The 16,543-nt window shown below is 73.6% G+C and carries 19 protein-coding genes and 1 riboswitch; of the genes, 11 read left to right on the top strand and 8 right to left on the bottom strand.

All coding sequences use genetic code 11. From position 1 onward, the window contains the following. Positions 1-69: 69 nt before the first annotated feature. A riboswitch (cobalamin riboswitch) is annotated at positions 70-211 on the bottom strand. A 150-nt stretch (positions 212-361) separates the two neighbouring features. Further along, positions 362-583 carry a hypothetical protein gene (locus IE258_RS34855; RefSeq protein ID WP_087810058.1) on the bottom strand — a complete coding sequence of 74 codons (222 nt, stop codon included), beginning with the start codon at positions 581-583 and terminating at the stop codon, positions 362-364. A 34-nt stretch (positions 584-617) separates the two neighbouring features. After that, positions 618-1,874 carry a low-affinity phosphate transporter PitH gene (gene pitH, locus IE258_RS34850; RefSeq protein WP_159326473.1) on the bottom strand — a complete coding sequence of 419 codons (1,257 nt, stop codon included), beginning with the start codon at positions 1,872-1,874 and terminating at the stop codon, positions 618-620. 224 nt (positions 1,875-2,098) lie between these two features. On the opposite strand from pitH, the gene IE258_RS34845 reads away from it, so the two are divergent. From IE258_RS34845 to IE258_RS34835, 3 genes are all read left to right on the top strand, one after another. After that, entirely contained in the window at positions 2,099-2,752 is a 654-nt protein-coding gene (locus IE258_RS34845) for a class II aldolase/adducin family protein (protein ID WP_229892618.1), read from the top strand. Positions 2,753-2,876: 124 nt separating this feature from the next. Beyond that, positions 2,877-4,004, top strand: a complete 1,128-nt coding sequence (locus IE258_RS34840; RefSeq protein ID WP_189749822.1) for an alpha/beta hydrolase — start codon at positions 2,877-2,879, stop codon at positions 4,002-4,004. Positions 4,005-4,212: 208 nt separating this feature from the next. Then, positions 4,213-5,631 carry a hypothetical protein gene (locus IE258_RS34835; RefSeq protein WP_189749820.1) on the top strand — a complete coding sequence of 473 codons (1,419 nt, stop codon included), beginning with the start codon at positions 4,213-4,215 and terminating at the stop codon, positions 5,629-5,631. 33 nt (positions 5,632-5,664) lie between these two features. Here the strand turns inward: IE258_RS34835 and IE258_RS34830 are convergent, their stop codons facing one another. After that, positions 5,665-6,078 carry a VOC family protein gene (locus tag IE258_RS34830; RefSeq protein WP_189749818.1) on the bottom strand — a complete coding sequence of 138 codons (414 nt, stop codon included), beginning with the start codon at positions 6,076-6,078 and terminating at the stop codon, positions 5,665-5,667. A 205-nt stretch (positions 6,079-6,283) separates the two neighbouring features. On the opposite strand from IE258_RS34830, the gene IE258_RS34825 reads away from it, so the two are divergent. The 3 genes from IE258_RS34825 (at position 6,284) to IE258_RS34815 (ending at position 9,400) form a co-directional block, all read left to right on the top strand. Then, positions 6,284-7,882 (top strand): ABC-F family ATP-binding cassette domain-containing protein, encoded by a 1,599-nt coding sequence (locus IE258_RS34825; protein ID WP_159326469.1) that lies wholly within the window; start codon positions 6,284-6,286, stop codon positions 7,880-7,882. 336 nt (positions 7,883-8,218) lie between these two features. Beyond that, a complete protein-coding gene (locus IE258_RS34820) occupies positions 8,219-8,440 on the top strand; it encodes a helix-turn-helix domain-containing protein (protein ID WP_003976983.1) in 222 nt (73 codons plus the stop codon). Between the two features lie 156 nt (positions 8,441-8,596). Then, the gene (locus IE258_RS34815) at positions 8,597-9,400 is read left to right on the top strand and encodes an enoyl-CoA hydratase/isomerase family protein (RefSeq protein WP_159326468.1); all 804 of its coding nucleotides are present in this window, start codon (positions 8,597-8,599) and stop codon (positions 9,398-9,400) included. Between the two features lie 37 nt (positions 9,401-9,437). Here the strand turns inward: IE258_RS34815 and IE258_RS34810 are convergent, their stop codons facing one another. Further along, positions 9,438-10,253 (bottom strand): nucleopolyhedrovirus P10 family protein, encoded by an 816-nt coding sequence (locus IE258_RS34810; RefSeq protein ID WP_189749817.1) that lies wholly within the window; start codon positions 10,251-10,253, stop codon positions 9,438-9,440. Positions 10,254-10,340: 87 nt separating this feature from the next. Here IE258_RS34810 and IE258_RS34805 point away from each other — a divergent pair, with 87 nt between their 5' ends. From IE258_RS34805 to amaP, 5 genes are all read left to right on the top strand, one after another. Continuing rightward, complete coding sequence (locus IE258_RS34805) at positions 10,341-10,823, top strand: Asp23/Gls24 family envelope stress response protein (protein WP_159326466.1); 483 nt, start codon at positions 10,341-10,343, stop codon at positions 10,821-10,823. 69 nt (positions 10,824-10,892) lie between these two features. After that, the gene (locus IE258_RS34800) at positions 10,893-11,078 is read left to right on the top strand and encodes a hypothetical protein (protein ID WP_127896794.1); all 186 of its coding nucleotides are present in this window, start codon (positions 10,893-10,895) and stop codon (positions 11,076-11,078) included. Next, positions 11,075-11,458, top strand: a complete 384-nt coding sequence (locus tag IE258_RS34795; RefSeq protein WP_159326465.1) for a hypothetical protein — start codon at positions 11,075-11,077, stop codon at positions 11,456-11,458. Before IE258_RS34800 ends, IE258_RS34795 begins: the two co-directional genes overlap by 4 nt. Continuing rightward, positions 11,455-12,135, top strand: coding sequence for a DUF6286 domain-containing protein (locus tag IE258_RS34790; RefSeq protein WP_189749815.1), 681 nt, complete (start codon positions 11,455-11,457; stop codon positions 12,133-12,135). Before IE258_RS34795 ends, IE258_RS34790 begins: the two co-directional genes overlap by 4 nt. Continuing rightward, on the top strand, positions 12,132-12,719 hold the full coding sequence (gene amaP, locus IE258_RS34785; RefSeq protein WP_189749814.1) for an alkaline shock response membrane anchor protein AmaP: 588 nt from the start codon (positions 12,132-12,134) through the stop codon (positions 12,717-12,719). Before IE258_RS34790 ends, amaP begins: the two co-directional genes overlap by 4 nt. A 34-nt stretch (positions 12,720-12,753) precedes the next feature. On the opposite strand, the gene IE258_RS34780 is transcribed toward amaP, so the two are convergent. From IE258_RS34780 to IE258_RS34765, 4 genes are all read right to left on the bottom strand, one after another. Beyond that, complete coding sequence (locus tag IE258_RS34780) at positions 12,754-13,509, bottom strand: SDR family oxidoreductase (protein WP_189749812.1); 756 nt, start codon at positions 13,507-13,509, stop codon at positions 12,754-12,756. 5 nt (positions 13,510-13,514) lie between these two features. Next, positions 13,515-15,302 carry a glycoside hydrolase family 15 protein gene (locus IE258_RS34775; protein WP_189749811.1) on the bottom strand — a complete coding sequence of 596 codons (1,788 nt, stop codon included), beginning with the start codon at positions 15,300-15,302 and terminating at the stop codon, positions 13,515-13,517. Positions 15,303-15,366: 64 nt separating this feature from the next. Next, a complete protein-coding gene (locus IE258_RS34770) occupies positions 15,367-16,158 on the bottom strand; it encodes an SURF1 family cytochrome oxidase biogenesis protein (RefSeq protein ID WP_189749809.1) in 792 nt (263 codons plus the stop codon). A 68-nt stretch (positions 16,159-16,226) separates the two neighbouring features. Continuing rightward, positions 16,227-16,460 (bottom strand): metallothionein, encoded by a 234-nt coding sequence (locus tag IE258_RS34765; RefSeq protein ID WP_051777537.1) that lies wholly within the window; start codon positions 16,458-16,460, stop codon positions 16,227-16,229. Between the last annotated feature and the right edge of the window lie 83 nt (positions 16,461-16,543).

The raw sequence follows: 16,543 nt of genomic DNA, 5'->3' as shown, positions 1-16,543 counted from the left end.
CGGGGTGTCGAGCGGTGGCGGCAGCCGGGCATCGCGTCATGTCCTCACTCAGGGTGTCCACGCCCTGGTTCGAAGAGTCCGGCGGTGAGAGTTCCTGGCTCCCGGGGTTCCTGTTCCCCGGTCACAGTGGCGGGACCGCGCCGGATTCGCACCGGGCTTCCTCTCCTGCCGCCGTAGATGGCTCCGGAAGTCCACCACGGCCCGCGAACACCCGTCAACCTGGCGTTGACCTGCGACGGGGGAGTGTGCGAAGGCCCACACACGAGTGGTGTGCGCCGGCACGCGAAAGGGCGGGGCGCGGAACGGTTCGAGTCCGTTCCGCGCCCCGCCCCGGCGAGTGCGCCCGTGAACCGGGCGGCGCTCAGGCGACGATGAGATAGATGCCGTAGCCCACCGCCGCCGTGCAGGCCGCGAAGCAGGCGTACGCACCGGTGACCGCGAGGGCCGCGGAGCCGCCCTCGGCGGCGGCCCGCTCCTGGCGGGAGAGGCCGACGATGCCGAGGGTGAACAGGCCCACCAGGGCCACCGTGGCCACGAGGCTGACGCCGAAGACGGAGCCCAGGGCTGCCCAGTCGATGCTCATGGAGGTTCGCTTCCTTCGTACCCGGGACGCGGGTTCAGACGGTGGTGGCGGCCGACGGGGCCTTGGGGTCGGGCGTGGTGGCCGGGGCCGGGACGGTGGCCGCCAGGTCCTCGGTCACGCCCGCCGGGGGCGGCGACACGGCGGCCATCGCCGTGGTGACCACACCGGCCGGCTCGGCGGCGCCCACCGTGTCGTCGTCGACGACGTTGGTGTGGTCGACGATCTCGCGGCGCGAGATCCGCCAGATCGCGAAGCTGGACGCGACCAGGAACACCGCGACGAGGGCCGTGCCCCAGTCGCCGAGGCGGCAGACCCACTCGGCGAGCGCGGCGACCAGGGCCGCGGCGGGCAGCGTCAGGCCCCAGGCGACGAACATCCGGGTGGCAGTGGACCACCGGACCACGCCGCCCTTGCGGCCGAGGCCCGCGCCCATCACCGCACCGGAGACCGAGTGCGTGGTGGACAGGGAGAAGCCGAGGTGGGAGGAGGCCAGGATGACCGTGGCGGCACTGGTCTGGGCGGCGAAGCCCTGCTGCGGCTGGAGGTCGGTCAGGCCCTTGCCCATGGTGCGGATGATGCGCCAGCCGCCCAGGTAGGTGCCGAGCGCGATGGCCAGGCCCGCGCCCAGGATGACCCACACGGGCGGGTCGGAGTCGGGGGCGAGCGACCCGCCGGCGATCAGGGCGAGGGTGATGATGCCCATGGTCTTCTGGGCGTCGTTGGTGCCGTGGGCCAGCGAGACCAGACCGGCGGAGGCGATCTGACCGGCCCGGTAGCCCTTCGCGGCGGCCTTGCCGTCGGCCTTGCGGCCCAGCGAGTACGTCATCCGGGACGCGAGCATCGCCGCGACGCCGGCCACGATCGGGGCGGCGATCGCGGGCAGGAGCACCTTGGTGACGAGCACGTCGCCGTTGACCGCGCCGATGCCGGCCGAGGCGACGGCGGCACCGATCAGACCGCCCATCAGGGCGTGCGAGGAACTGGACGGGAGCCCGACCAGCCAGGTCAGCAGGTTCCAGAGGATCGCGCCGACCAGTGCGGCGAAGATGACCTCGGGACGGATGCCGGTCTCGTCGACGAGACCCTTGGAGATCGTGTTGGCGACCTCCACGGAGAGGAAGGCGCCTACAAGGTTGAGGACGGCGGACATCGCCACCGCCACCTTGGGCTTGAGCGCACCGGTCGAAATGGTCGTTGCCATCGCGTTCGCGGTGTCGTGGAAACCGTTCGTGAAATCAAACGCGAGTGCGGTTACCACCACAATCGCGAGGATCAGCGAGAAGCTTTCCATTTACCCAGGCAATCGTTCGAGGTCGTTGGCGCGACGAACGTAGGTAACCAGGGTGAACGGAAGATGAACTGGGCAGGGCGTCACGGTGACCGGAAGTGGGGCCGGAACCTCCCTCTGCGTGCCCGCTTCGGCGCTCTCCGGAGACGTCCCTGGCAGGATCACCGCGAGGCCGTCCGTCGACGGGCCACGAGGGGCGCGCGGGCGTCCGGGAGGAGACGGTGACTGTGACGCGATCGAGCGAGGAAGCGGCCTGGGAGGAACTCGTCGCGACGGCCCGGCGGACGGTCGCGGACGGGCTGGTCGTCGGCACCTCTGGCAACGTCTCGGTGCGCGTCGGCGACACGGTCCTGGTCACCCCCTCGGGCGTGCCCTACGACCGGCTGACCCCGGGCGACGTGACCGGCGTCGACCTGGACGGCCGGCAGGTGCTCGGCGCCCTCGTACCGACCAGCGAACTGCCCATGCACCTGGCGGTGTACCGCGCCGACCCCGCGGCCCGGGCCGTCGTCCACACTCACGCCGTGCACGCGACGGCCGTCTCGCTGCTCGTCCCCGAACTCCCCCCGGTGCACTACATGACCGCCGCGCTCGGCGGCCCCGTCCGGGTCGCCCCCTACGCGGCCTACGGCACCGACGAACTCGCCCGCGGCATGCTCGACGCCCTCGCCGACCGCACCGGCTGCCTGCTGCGCAACCACGGCACGATCACCTACGGCACCCGTCTCGACCAGGCATACGACCGCACCGCCCAGCTCGAGTGGATGTGCCGCCTCTGGCTGACCGCCGCCTCGGTGCCGGGCCACTCGCCCTCCCTGCTGACACCGGCCCAGCTGACGGAGGTGGCCGAACGCCTGCGCGGATACGGGCAACGGAGCTGACGCGGGGGTGTCGGAGGTGCGTGCCGGACGACTGCCGGGGTACCGGCTACAGGACACGGAGGTCCCGTCACCCCCTGTCACCCGTCCACTGGCCGCCCGAGGACTGCACCAGGAGACTGGCCCCATGCGCACTGTCACCGCAACGGCAGCCGCCGTCACCGCAGCTCTGGCGACCGGAATCGCCGGCGTCGCCGCCGGCCGGCTCGCCAGCGACGCCGCGCTCAAGGCGCCCCCCGGCCGGCCCCTGCCCACCGAGCCCCGGCTCACCGTGCACGGCACCGCCGCCGGACAGATCACCCTCACCCGGGACCTGGCCGCACTGCGCCCCGGCCGGTACGGACTCGCCGGTGACGGCTCGCACGCGGTCGTCGGCCCGGTCCTCGACACCGCCGAGCACGGCGCCGACACCGTCGTACGCCGCCTCGAACGCGTCACGCACGGCACCCTCGCGACCGGCGACCGGGCCTGGTTCACCCCGAACCTGTACGTCGGGAACCCGGGCACGGCCCTCGACCTGGAGCACGCCGACGTCGAGGTCCCGGGGGAACTCGGTCCGCTCCCGGCCTGGTTCCTGCCCGGCGCCCGCCCGACCTGGATCATCGCCGTGCACGGCCTGGCCGCCACCCGCGAACACGCCCTGAACCTGATCACCCCCCTGCACCGCCGCAACGTGCCGGTGCTCGCCCTCGCCTACCGCGGCGACGTCGGCGCACCCCCCTCGCCCGACGGCCTGCACCACTTCGGCGAGACCGAGTGGCGCGACGTGGACGCGGCCGTCCGCTACGCCCTCGACCACGGTGCCCGCCAGGTCGTCCTGCTCGGCTGGTCCACCGGCGCCACCATGGCCCTGCGCACCGCCGCGCTCTCCGGCGTGCGCGAGCGCATCGCGGGTCTCGTCCTGGACTCGCCGGTGCTCAGCTGGGAGATCACCCTGCGCGCCCTGGCCGCCGCCCGCCGCACCCCCGGCCCGCTCCTGCCGCTCGCCGTCCGGGCCGCGCAGGGCCGTGCCGGGCTGCACGCCGACCGGGACCCCGGCACGGCCGGTCTGCACCGCCCGGCCGTGCCCACCCTGATCTTCCACGGCCCCGGCGACGAGGTGGCCCCCTGGCGCCTGAGCCGCCGCCTCGCCGACACCCACCCGCGCCTGGTCGCCCTGCACACCGTCCGGGACGCCCCGCACGGCGCCATGTGGAACGCCGACCCCGCGGACTACGAGGAGACCCTGCGCCGCTTCATGACCCCGCTGGTGTGACCCCGTCCCGCGACCCCCTCCGTCCGACGTCGCGGCACCCCCGCCCCCGCCCCCGTCCCTGCCCCCGGTGAACCGGTTCCGTTTCGCGCCGTACCACTGGCCCGATCCGATGCCCGGACAGGGCGCCCGACCCCGGCGTCCACCGTCCCGGGAGGCCGTCGGGGCATTCCGTTTGGGTTTTCGGACCGTCAACCGGAAGACTGCACCCGTGACGTCCCGTATCCCGCGCGACTCCAGGCTCCGACTCGTCCGCCCGCGACCCCTGGCCGCCGCCCCCCAAGCGATGAATCAGCGGCGTCCACGCCGCCCCGCACCGCGCCCCCCGGAAGGCACACCGGCCCGGTCCGAACTGGCCCGAATGGCGCGCTCCGGCCTTGCCGACGCGGCCCGCGTCGCCCGCTGGGCCGACTCCGCACTCGGCCCCGGACGCGGCAGCGCGACCGCCGACGGCAAGGCAACCCTGTCCGACGCCACCGCCGACCACGCGGCCCGCGAACTGGGCCTGGCCGTGGCCAAGGTCCGCGCCGACTGGGACACCGCCCGCCTCGCCGGACTGGTCGAGGTGCACGGCGGCACCGCCCGCCCCGGCTGGCGGCTGCGCGCCTGGAACCGCGACGACAGCGCCGTGCTGCGCGGCTGGGTCGCCCTCTTCGACGCCTGGTCGCTCGCCCACCCCGAGCCCGCCGGGCAGGAGCCCGCCGCCGTCGCCGAGGTCGTCTCCGCGATGCCCCAGGTGCTCTCCTTCCTCCAGCTGTCCGCCGGGCCCGTCCCCGTGGCGCAGCTCCTGGACCTGCTGGAGCAGCGCGTCACCGAACTGCGCACCGAGCGCTGCGAAGTGCCCTACGGCCCCCGGCTCGAACCCGGCACCCCGGGCGCCGAGCCGGACCCGGTCCCGGCCACCGACACCCCGCTCGCCCCCCTGCTCGACTGGGCCCTGCACGCCCTCGCCTCCGTCGGCGCCCTCACCTGCGGCGACGGACACGCCACGCTCACCCCGCTCGGCAGCTGGGCGGTCTGGGTCAAGCTGGAGCAGATCTGCGTCGCCGCGCAGAGCCCCGCCGGCAACATCGAGCAGTCGGCGGAGGACATGCTCCGCGGCTGCGCACAGCTGCGCCCCAACGCCGCCCGCGCCGAGTACCGCGCCTGGCTCGCCGCCCGCCCCGTCGGCAGCGCCGTCACCGAACTGCTCGGCGCCGCCCGCGGCGAGGACGCCCTGCTGCGCGGCCTCGCCTTCGAGGCGCTGCGCGTCGTCGGGGCCCCCGCCGAGCCCGACGTCCGCGGCGTCCTCGACGAGCCGACGCTCAGGCCGTACGCCCTGCTGTGGCTGGCCGAGCACGACGGCATCGACCCCGAGGACGCCCACGAGGTCCTCACCCGCCCGGAGGCCACCTGGCTGTGGGTCGACACCGCGGCCGCCGTCGCCGACCACGGGGAGGCCCCGCTGCTGGTGCGGCACCTGGAGTCGGCGGTGCAGGCCACCGTCCCGGCCCTGCTCGACGAGGTCCGCGCGGTCGGCCACCCCCGCACCGTGCAGGTGCTGGTGGCGCTCGCCGCCGCGCACCCGGACCCCGCCCTGGCCAAGGCCGTGCGCCGGGCGGCCTTCCAGGTCCACACCGGGGGCAGCTGACCGGGCCGGGCCCGACGGGCGGAGCGCCGGAGGCTACCCGCGTACCTCCGGCGCGTACGTCCCGAAGCTCCAGACGTTGCCCTCCAGGTCACGGGCCATGTAGTCCCGCGAGCCGTAGTCCTGGTCGGTCGGGGGCATCAGGATCTCCGCGCCGTGCTCCACGGCCCGCCGGTGGTGGGCGTCGACGTCCGCCACCACCACGTACACCCCCGTGGTGCCGCCGCTCCCCATCGCCTCGTCGAACCGGCCGCCCTTGCCCTTCGAACCGAGCATGACCGCGCCGTTGCCCTGGACCAGCTCGGCGTGGGCGACCGAGCCGTCCCCGTCCTCGTACACCGCGAGTTCGGTGAAGCCGAAGGCATCGGTGAGCTGCCGGACCGCCGCCTTGGCGTCCGCGTACTGGAGCGTCGGGTAGATGCTCGGGCGCCCGCCCGCGTCGTCTGCCATGCCGATCACTTCCTCGTGAGCCGGTGGCCCATGGTGCTTTGGGCCCGTTCGCCCAGTCTTGCACCGGCCGCTGACAACGCTCGCGGGGAAAAGTGGTTGCACGCCCCCGTTAGACTGGCCCCATGGCCATTCTCCTCGTGCACTAGAGCGGCGGGAACCTCCACAGCCGCCCACCCCGCCAATCCACCCGCCCAGGAGTCTGACCGTGATCTCCGCCTCCGGCATCGAGCTGCGCGCCGGTGCCCGCGTCCTCATCGAGAGCGCCACCTTCCGCGTCGCCAAGGGCGACCGCATCGGTCTGGTCGGCCGCAACGGCGCCGGCAAGACCACCCTCACCAAGGTCCTGGCCGGCGAGGGCCAGCCCGCCGCCGGTGCCGTCACCCGCTCCGGCGAGGTCGGCTACCTCCCGCAGGACCCGCGCACCGGCGACCTCGACGTGCTCGCCCGCGACCGCATTCTGTCCGCCCGCGGCCTCGACGTCCTGATCCGCAAGATGCGCGAGAACGAACAGCGCATCGCCACCGGCCAGGGCGCCACCCGCGACAAGGCGCTCAGGCAGTACGAGCGCCAGGAGACCGAGTTCCTCACCAAGGGCGGGTACGCGGCCGAGGCCGAGGCGGCCACCATCGCCGCCGCGCTGAACCTGCCCGACCGGGTGCTCGGCCAGCCGCTGCACACCCTTTCCGGCGGTCAGCGGCGCCGCATCGAGCTGGCCCGCATCCTGTTCTCGGACGCGGACACCCTGCTGCTCGACGAGCCGACCAACCACCTCGACGCGGACTCGATCATCTGGCTGCGCGACTACCTGAAGACCTACCGCGGGGGCTTCATCGTGATCTCCCACGACGTCGACCTGGTCGAGACGGTCGTCAACAAGGTGTTCTACCTGGACGCCAACCGCTCCCAGATCGACGTCTACAACATGGGCTGGAAGCTCTACCAGCAGCAGCGCGAGGCCGACGAGAAGCGCCGCAAGCGCGAGCGCGCCAACGCCGAGAAGAAGGCCGCCGCCCTGCACTCGCAGGCCGACAAGATGCGCGCCAAGGCCACCAAGACGGTCGCCGCGCAGAACATGGCCCGCCGCGCCGACAAGCTGCTCTCCGGCCTCGAGGCGGTCCGCCAGTCCGACAAGGTCGCCAAGCTCCGCTTCCCCGAGCCCTCACCCTGCGGCAAGACCCCGCTCACCGCCGAGGGCCTGTCCAAGTCGTACGGCTCCCTGGAGATCTTCACCGACGTCGACCTGGCCATCGACAAGGGCTCCCGGGTCGTCATCCTCGGCCTCAACGGCGCCGGCAAGACCACGCTGCTGCGCCTGCTCGGCGGCGTGGAGAAGCCCGACACCGGCCAGGTGATCGAGGGCCACGGCCTCAAGCTCGGCTACTACGCGCAGGAGCACGAGACCCTCGACCCCGAGCGCTCCGTCCTGGAGAACATGCGCTCGGCCAACCCCGACCTGGACCTGGTCGAGGTCCGCAAGACCCTGGGCTCGTTCCTGTTCTCCGGCGACGACGTCGACAAGCCCGCCGGTGTCCTCTCCGGCGGCGAGAAGACCCGGCTGGCGCTGGCCACCCTCGTGGTGTCCTCGGCGAACGTGCTGCTCCTGGACGAGCCCACCAACAACCTCGACCCGGCCAGCCGCGAGGAGATCCTGGGCGCGCTGCGCACCTACAAGGGCGCCGTCGTCCTCGTCACCCACGACGAGGGCGCCGTCGAGGCGCTCCAGCCGGAGCGGATCATCCTGCTGCCGGACGGCGTCGAGGACCTGTGGGGCGCCGACTACGCGGACCTCGTCGCCCTCGCTTGATCGAATGGATGATCCACTGGTTATGGATCATTCGGCCGATCCGTGATCCACCATCTGTGTGAGATCTCCTCATCAAGAGGTGTGTCCTACATCGATTTCACGGCCGGACCCCCATGTGCCGGGGGTCCGGCCGCGGTGCCTTTCTGACCTGGAACGACGTGGAGAAACCCGTTCGGTCGAAGGCGTCCAATTCTTTGGAATCACGGATTCCGTATGTGGGGAACCGCTCCTGTCGTCACAACCTTGTCTCATCGACCTTGCCGAATGGGTGGCCATGAGGGCCGGGAGGGGTGATCATGAGGAGTACCAGAGCGCACTTCCCATGAGGAGGCACGGGTGGCCGAGACTCTGAAGAAGGGCAGCCGGGTTACCGGCGCCGCGCGCGACAAGCTCGCGGCAGACCTGAAGAAGAAGTACGACGCCGGTGCGAGCATCCGGGCGTTGGCCGAGGAAACCGGCCGCTCGTATGGCTTTGTGCACCGCATGCTCAGCGAGTCGGGCGTCACGCTCCGAGGGCGTGGCGGGGCTACTCGGGGCAAGAAGGCCACGTCGGCCTGACGCCCCGGGCGGCCCCTCGGCTCCGAAAGTGACGGTGGCCACCCGGTCGGTCGTCCGACCGTCCGGGTGGTTACTGTGCAGTCACTTAGTCCTGCCGTCGCACGGCACCGCCCGGCGCGCGGCGGGGACGACGACCGCATCTTTCGGAGGCGCCCCATGGCTTCGCCCGTCCACGACCCCGGTCCCGCACTCGACCAGGACGGCGTGCGGCTCACCGTCGACGACGCCGTCGCCACGGTGACGCTGACCAACCCCGCCAAGCGCAACGCGCAGAGCCCCGCTCTGTGGCGGGCGCTCGCCGAGGCCGGTCGGCTGCTGCCCGGCTCCGTCCGCGCCGTGGTGCTGCGGGCCGAGGGCAAGTCCTTCTCGGCCGGGCTCGACCGGCAGGCGTTCACCCCGGAGGGCTTCGACGGCGAACCGTCGTTCATCGACCTCGCGCGGGGCGGCGACGCCGAGCTGGACGCGACCATCGCCGAGTACCAGGAGGCGTTCACCTGGTGGCGGCGCAGCGACCTCGTGTCGGTCGCCGCCGTGCAGGGGCACGCCATCGGGGCGGGCTTCCAGCTGGCCCTCGCCTGTGACCTGCGGGTCGTCGCGGACGACGTGCAGTTCGCCATGCGCGAGACCAGCCTGGGGCTGGTGCCGGACCTGACGGGCACGCACCCCCTGGTGTCCCTGGTCGGGTACGCCCGAGCGCTGGAGATCTGCGCGACGGGGCGCTTCGTCGCGGCCGAGGAGGCCGTGAGCACCGGCCTGGCCAACCTCGCCGTGCCCGCGGACCAGCTCGACCCCGCCGTGCACGACCTGGTCTCGGCGATCCTGGCCGCACCGCGCGACGCGGTCGTCGAGACCAAGGCGCTGCTCCAGGGCGCCCGGACGCGGGACTACGAGGCCCAGCGCACCGCCGAACGGGCCGCGCAGGGACGCCGGCTGCGCGACCTGGCGGGGCTCGGGGAGTAGGGGGAGCAGGCAGCGGGCGGGCCGGGACCGCGGCTGCTCAGTCGACGTCCGTCACCACCACGGCCACCGACGGACGGTCCGGCAGGGCCTCGGACACGACCTCGCGCACCCGCCGGGCCACCTCCACGGCCCGGTGGTCCGCGCGCACCGCAAGCTCCACCCGGACATGGCGGCGCGCCAGGGCCCCTTCCGGCGGGGGCGGCTCGGTCAGGTGCACCGGACGGCCCAGTACGCCCGTCAGCCGGGCCACGCCCGGCACCGCCGGCGCGACCCGGGTGACCCGCCCCTCGTCGCCGTCGCCGTCGCCTGCGGTGTCGGCACCGGTGTCGGGCACGCGGGCGCGGCCCGGCTCGGCAGCGGCGTCCGGCCCGGAGGCGGGGCCCGAAATGGAACCGGTGTCCGACTCGGAACGGGTGTCCGGCTCCGGGGCCGCCATCTCGTCGAGCAGGCCGGTCACCCGCAGGTCCACGTCCGCCACCACGAGGCCCAGCCGCCCGGTCGCCACCTGCGTCAGCACGGCACGCAGTCGCGCGGCCGTCGACGGCAGGGGTTCCGCGGCCGCGGCCGTCGGCTCCACGACCGCCGCGAAGCCGGCCGTCACCCGCAGCGGACCGGGCGGCAGCGCGCCCGGCGGAGGCGGCACGGCGGGCTCGCGGACGCCGTCCGGGTCGGCGGGTCCGATCCGCAGGTCACCCGGACGCACCCCCGCCACGTCCCGGGCCGCCGCCAGCAGCACCTCCCGTGCCGCACGCTCGGCGATCCACGCGCCGTCCTCCGGGCCGCCCAGCGGCAGCAGCCTGCCGAGACCCAACTGCTCCCGCACCGCCCGCGTCCACCTGTCCGCCGTCGTCATTCGTCCAGCCTGCCGCATCCATGGCGCGAGGCACCGCAACCCCGCCTAACGTGGGCACAGGACCACGACCGAAGGGGACGTACGGCGATGAGCGACATGGAGAGCCACCGGAGCGGGCAGGACACGATCGAGACCTCCGGGACGGCCAAGGGCCAGACGATGCGGCGCGGCGGCGGAGACCCCGGCACCCGGGGACGGACCACCATCGCCGACGGCGTCGTGGAGAAGATCACCGGAATGGCGGCACGGGACGTCGCCGGTGTGCACGCGATGGGCAGCGGGATGTCGCGCACCTTCGGCGCCGTGCGCGACCGGGTGCCCGGCGGGACCAAGTCCGGGGTGACGCGCGGGGTGAAGGCCGAGGTCGGCGAGAAGCAGACCGCCCTCGACCTGGAGATCGTCGTCGAGTACGGCGTGTCGATCGCGGACGTGGCCCGGGACGTGCGGGAGAACGTGGTGGCGGCGGTGGAGCGGATGACCGGCCTGGAGGTCGTCGAGGTCAACATCGCGGTCAGCGACGTGAAGCTGCCCGACGAGGAGGACGAGGAACCGGAGCCCCGGATCAGGTGACACGGACGACGGACGACGGACGAACGCTGACGGAACGGTGGATGAAACGGTGAACGAGGGGAGCGCGCCATGAGCATGGCCGTCGTCGGCATGATCGCCGGCATGGCACTGGGGTTCGCCGGATACTTCGGCGGATTCGGTGCCTTCCTGCTGGTGGCGGCCCTGGGGGCCGTCGGGTTCGTCGCCGGGCGCTTCCTCGAGGGGGACATGGACCTCGGTGACTTCTTCCGCTCCCGCGACGACCGGCGGCGGTGACCGGCGTGAGCGAGGGGGCCGGTGAGCTCCTCGAACCCCTGGCCCGCGTGGCGCCGGGCGAGCGCGGTGCCACGCGGATCGCCGACCGGGTCGTCGCCAAGGTCGCCGCACGGGCGGCGCGGGAGGCCCTCGGCCCGCTCCACCCGGACGCCGCACGGCCGTACGCCACCGTCGACGTCCACCACGACACCGCCAGGGTGCGGGTCCACCTGGAACTCGACTACCCGTGCGACATCGGCGCCCGCTGCGGCCGGGTGCGTCACCAAGTCGTCCAGCGGGTACGTGCGTTGGTGGGCATGGCGGTGCCGGAGGTCGCCGTCCAGGTGGAGCGGCTGCACCTGTCGGCGGAATACGGCGCGAGGCACGGGAGGACGCGATGAGCGAGCCCGGGGGCGCCGGGACCGGAGAGGGCAGCACCCAGCGGCTGCCCGTCGTGGAACGCGGCACGGAACCGGACGCGGGCCCTTCCCTGGAGAAGCACGGGCCCGACCTGCCGGCCGCGTCCGACGGCGGACGGGCCGGCCGCTTCTGGTCCGCGCGCCGGATCCCCGCCGGCCTCGTCGCGCTGCTGCTCCTGCTCCTCGCCGGGGCCTTCCTCTACGACGTCGTCGCCGTGCGCGCCGGCCGGTCCGCGCTCGGCTGGCGCCGCGACCTGGCCCGGCAGCTCGCCGAACGGCCCGTCGACGACACCTGGGTGCTGGTCGGCGCGGGAGTCGCCGCTGCCCTCGGGCTCTGGCTGCTCCTGCTGGCCCTCACCCCCGGGCTGCGCCGGGTGCTGCCGATGCGCCGCACCCACCCGGACGTACGCGCCGGGCTGCACCGGGACGCCGCCGCCACGGTGCTGCGCGACCGGGCCATGGAGGTCGCCGGGGTGCAGTCCGCGCGGGTGCGGGTGCGCCGCCGCAGGGCCCGCGTACGGGCGCTGTCGCACTTCCGGGAACTGGACGACGTACGGACCGATCTCGACGGCGTGCTCGACGACGCGGTACGCGGCCTGGGCCTGGCCCGGCCGCCCAGCGTGTCGTTGCGGGTGGTTCGTCCCGGACGGAAGGGGTGAGTGCGGTGCTCAGGACCGTGAACCGGGTGCTGACGGGACTGGCGGGTCTGGTGCTGCTGGGGATCGGCGGTGCGGTGCTGGCCGTCGGGTTCGACGCGCCCGCGCCCTCCTGGTGGGTCCACCAGGGGCCGCACGACGTGCTGCTGAGCAACGCAGAACGGACCCGGTGGCGGGACGCGGGCTGGTGGTGGCCGGTCGTCATCGCGGCACTCGCCGTCCTGCTGCTGCTCGCCCTGTGGTGGCTGGTCGCGGTGGTACGCCGCCGCAGGCTCACCGAGGTCCTCGTCGACACCGGGGACGGGGAGGGCGCCTCGCTGCGGGGCCGGGCGCTGGAGGACGTCCTCGCCGGCGAGGCGGACCGGGTGGACGGGGTCGAACGGGCCGGTGTCCGGCTCACCGGCCGCCGCGACGCCCCGGCGGCCCGCGTCCGGCTGCTGCTCGCCCCCCACGTGGACCCCGGCACCGCCCTGCACGACCTCACCACCCGGGCCCTGGCCCACGCCCGCCAGTCGGCCCACCTCACGTCCCTCCCCGCGGAGGTCCAGCTCCGGGGCGTCAAGCACGGGGCGGAGCGGGTCAGCTGAGGGCGAGGGCGCCCGGGTCCCCGTCCGGTCGGTCCTAGAACCCGTGCCGCACGCCGCCGTCCACCGGCAGCATCACGCCGGTGATGTACGACGCCGCGGGGGAGAGCAGGAACGCGGACGCGCGGCCGAACTCCTCCGGCGCACCGTAGCGGCGCAGCGGGATGCGGGACTCGGCGGCCGCCCTGGTCGCCTCCGGGTCGGCGGACAGCCCGTCCAGCTCGCGCACCCGGTCGGTGTCGACCCGGCCCGGCAGCAGACCGACGACGCGGATGCCGCGCGGGCCCAGCTCGTCGGCGAGGGACTTGGCGAAGCCCGCGAGCCCGGGACGCAGGCCGTTGGAGATGGTCAGACCGGGGATCGGCTCGTGCACCGAGCCCGACAGCACGAACCCGATCACCCCGCCGTCCGCCAGCTCGGCCGCCGCCGTCCGGGCCAGCCGCACCGCGCCGAGGAACACCGACTCGAACGCCGCCTGCCACTGCTCGTCCGTGGTGTCGGCGGCGAACCCGGGCGGCGGCCCGCCCACGCTGATCAGTACGCCGTCGAAACGGCCGAAGCGCTCCCGCGCGGTTGCGATCAGCCGCCCGGCGGCCTCCGGGTCGGCGTTGTCCGCGGCGACCCCGACCGCGTCCGGGCCCAGCTCCGAGGCCGCCTCGGCGACGCTCTTCTCGTCCCGCCCCGTGACGACCACCTTCGCCCCGTCGGCGACCAACTCGCGCGCGGCGGCGTTGCCCAGTCCCCGGGTGGCACCCGTGACGACGTACACCCGGTCCTTCAGTCCAAGATCCATGGCCCCTATCCTGCCCCCTCGTCCCCGAACAGGGCGAGGGCCGTGTTCACCAGGCCGACGTGACTGAATGCCTGCGGGAAGTTGCCGAGCTGGTGGCCGGAGACCGGGTCGTACTCCTCGGCCAGCAGTCCCACGTCGTTGGCGAGGCCCACCAGCCGCTCGAACAGCTCCCGGGCCTCCTTCGTCCGGCCGGTCGCGTGCAGCGCGTCCGCGTACCAGAACGAGCACACCAGGAACGTCCCCTCGCCGCCCGGCAGGCCGTCGACCTGGCGGCCCTCGGTGCTGTAGCGGCGGACCAGGCCGTCCCGGGTCAGCTCCGCGCCGATCGCGTCGACCGTGCCGACCACCCGCGGGTCGTCCGCCGGCAGGAAGCCCACGCGCGGCACGAGCAGCAGCGAGGCGTCCAGCTCCCGCGAGCCGTAGTACTGGGTGAAGGTGTTGCGCACCGGGTCGTAGCCCTTCTCGCACACCTCGCGGTGCACCTCGTCGCGCAGCGCCCGCCAGCCGTCGAGGTCGCCGCCGCCCAGCTCGGGATGCTCCTTGAGCGTGCGCACCGCCCGGTCCAGGGCCACCCACGTCATCACCTTCGAGTGCACGAACTGCCGCCGCCCGCCCCGCACCTCCCACAGCCCCTCGTCCGGCTCCCGCCACACCGTGGCCAGGAAGTCCATTAGGGCGCACTGCAGCTCCCACATCTGCGGCCTGGGACGCATCCCCGCCAGCCGGGCCAGCGACAGGGAGTCCATGACCTCGCCGTACACGTCCAGCTGGAGCTGGTTCACCGCGTCGTTGCCGATGCGCACGGGTGCGGAACCGGCGAAGCCGGACAGCCACGGCAGCTCGGACTCGGGCAGCCGCCGCTCGCCCGCGACGCCGTACATGATCTGCAGGTCCGCCGGGTTGCCCGCGACCGCGCGCAGCAGCCAGTCGCGCCAGGCCTCCGCCTCCTCCAGGTAGCCCGCCGACAGCAGGGCGCCCAGGGTGAGCGTGGAGTCGCGCAGCCAGCAGAAGCGGTAGTCCCAGTTGCGCACGCCGCCCGGCTCCTCGGGCAGCGAGGTGGTGGGGGCGGCCACGATGCCCCCGGTGGGCCTGTACGTGAGTGCCTTCAGCGTGATCAGGGAGCGGACCACGGCGTCCCGGTGCGGACCCTCGTACCGGCAGCGCGCCGCCCACTCGCGCCAGTCCTCGACGCTGTGCTCCAGCGACATGTACGGGTCGATCAGCGGCGGCCGGGGCTCGTGCGAGGGGTGCCAGGTCAGCACGAACGCGACCTTCTCACCCGCGGCGACCGTGAACTCGGCGTGCGTCCCGAAGTCCTGGCCCCAGCTGCGCACCTCGGGCTCGCTGCGCAGCCACGCCGAGTCGGGCCCGGCGACGGCCACCCGATGCCCGTCGGCCCTGCGCACCCACGGCACGATCGAGCCGTGGTCGAAGCGCAGCCGCAGCACGCTGTGCACGGTGACCTCACCGCTCAGACCCTCCACGATGCGGACGAGGTCGGGGGCCCGGTCGCGCTGGGGCATCAGGTCGGTGACGCGGACCGCACCGTCCTCGGTCTCCCACTCGGTGTCCAGGACGAGGGTGTCCCGCCGGTAGGCACGCCGCGTGCAGCGCTCCGCACCCTTGGGGGCGATGCGCCAGTGGCCGTTCTCCTCGTCGCCGAGCAGCTTGGTGAAGCAGGCGGCCGAGTCGAAGCGGGGCAGGCAGAGCCAGTCCACGGAGCCGTCCGTGGAGACCAGGGCCGCGGTCTGCTGGTCGCCGATGAGCGCGTAGTCCTCGATGTGGGGGTGCACGGGTTGACCTCTTCCCGGCCGGAGCCGGAGCAATCGGGTCCGCCCGCGCCCTCCCGCCGCGTGGCTACACCGTCGCGGGTTCCGGCTCCGCGGGCTCCACGTCCTCGACGGTCTCCCGGTCGCGCTTCTCCCGGCGGACCAGGAACCACCAGCCGACCGGTACGGCCGCGGCGAACAGCCACCACTGGATCGCGTACGCGAAGTTCAGCGCGGCGTTCTCGTTGCCGGGCTTGCCGATCGCCTTCGGGGTGTCGTTCTTCGGCTCGGGAGTCTTCAGGACCACGTACCCGCCGAGCACCCGGGCGTCCAGGCGCTCGGCCTGCTGCTCGCTGTTGATGAGCATGATCTGCCGGTCAGGGAGGCCCTCGAGGTCCTTGATGCCGCTCGCCTCGGTCGTCTCGTCGGGCATCAGCCGTCCGGTGAGGGTCAGCTCGCCCCGGGGCGGCGCGGGGATCTTCGGGAACGCGGTCTGGCTCGGGCCGTCCGAGGGGATCCAGCCCCGGTTGACCAGCAGGACCTTGCCGTCGTTCAGCACGAACGGGGTCAGTACGTGGTAGCCGATGTTGTCGTCGCCGTCGGTGCGGCGGCGGACGACGACCTCGCGGTCCGTGTCGAAGCTGCCCTTCGCGGTGACGGTGCGGTACCGCTCACGCGTGGTGATCTTCTTGCCGGGCGCGGTCAGCGACTCCACGGGCACCGGTGACGCCTCGAGCGCGTGCGCGACCAGGTCGTTCCGGGCGGTGCGCTCCTCGTAGCGGTGCATCTGCCAGAAGCCCAGCTTGATCATCGTGGGGATGAGCAGCACGGCGACCAGCGTGAGGATCACCCACTGGCGGGACAACAGGAAGCGGTACACCCCATGACCGTACAACCGGGTCATGGGGTGCGATGCGGCGGGTATGCGCTCACGCCCGGCGGGCGCGCTCAGACCTTGTCGACGATGCCCGCCCTCCCCTCCGCGCGGGCGCAGTGGGCGCCGCAGAACCAGTGGCCGTCGACCTCGACGCCCTGGCCGATGATCTGCACCCGGCAGTGCTCGCAGATCGGGGCCATCCGGTGGATCGCGCAGGAGAAGCAGTCGAAGACGTGCACCGCTCCCTGGGCGTGGACCTCGAAGGACATTCCGTAGTTGTTGCCGCAGACTTCGCATGTCGCCATGCGCCACAGGGTGGGCCGTCGCCGCGGACGCGGGCCGGTGGGCGCCGGGCGAGTCGCCCGGAATCACCCGTCCGCACGGCCCC

It is taken from the genome of Streptomyces tendae (assembly GCF_014650435.1).
In the GTDB taxonomy this organism is placed as follows: Bacteria; Actinomycetota; Actinomycetes; order Streptomycetales; family Streptomycetaceae; genus Streptomyces; species Streptomyces tendae.
This window is presented reverse-complemented; position numbering and strand designations above follow the sequence as displayed.

Bases quoted from the DNA above. Each gene is read 5' to 3' on its own strand.
- IE258_RS34855 (WP_087810058.1), bottom strand. From the start codon at position 583: ATGAGCATCGACTGGGCAGCCCTGGGCTCCGTCTTCGGCGTCAGCCTC.
- pitH (WP_159326473.1), bottom strand. From the start codon at position 1,874: ATGGAAAGCTTCTCGCTGATCCTCGCGATTGTGGTGGTAACCGCACTC.
- IE258_RS34840 (WP_189749822.1), top strand. From the start codon at position 2,877: ATGCGCACTGTCACCGCAACGGCAGCCGCCGTCACCGCAGCTCTGGCG.
- IE258_RS34830 (WP_189749818.1), bottom strand. From the start codon at position 6,078: ATGGCAGACGACGCGGGCGGGCGCCCGAGCATCTACCCGACGCTCCAG.
- IE258_RS34815 (WP_159326468.1), top strand. From the start codon at position 8,597: ATGGCTTCGCCCGTCCACGACCCCGGTCCCGCACTCGACCAGGACGGC.
- IE258_RS34810 (WP_189749817.1), bottom strand. From the start codon at position 10,253: ATGACGACGGCGGACAGGTGGACGCGGGCGGTGCGGGAGCAGTTGGGT.
- IE258_RS34805 (WP_159326466.1), top strand. From the start codon at position 10,341: ATGAGCGACATGGAGAGCCACCGGAGCGGGCAGGACACGATCGAGACC.
- IE258_RS34800 (WP_127896794.1), top strand. From the start codon at position 10,893: ATGAGCATGGCCGTCGTCGGCATGATCGCCGGCATGGCACTGGGGTTC.
- IE258_RS34790 (WP_189749815.1), top strand. From the start codon at position 11,455: ATGAGCGAGCCCGGGGGCGCCGGGACCGGAGAGGGCAGCACCCAGCGG.
- IE258_RS34780 (WP_189749812.1), bottom strand. From the start codon at position 13,509: ATGGATCTTGGACTGAAGGACCGGGTGTACGTCGTCACGGGTGCCACC.
- IE258_RS34765 (WP_051777537.1), bottom strand. From the start codon at position 16,460: ATGGCGACATGCGAAGTCTGCGGCAACAACTACGGAATGTCCTTCGAG.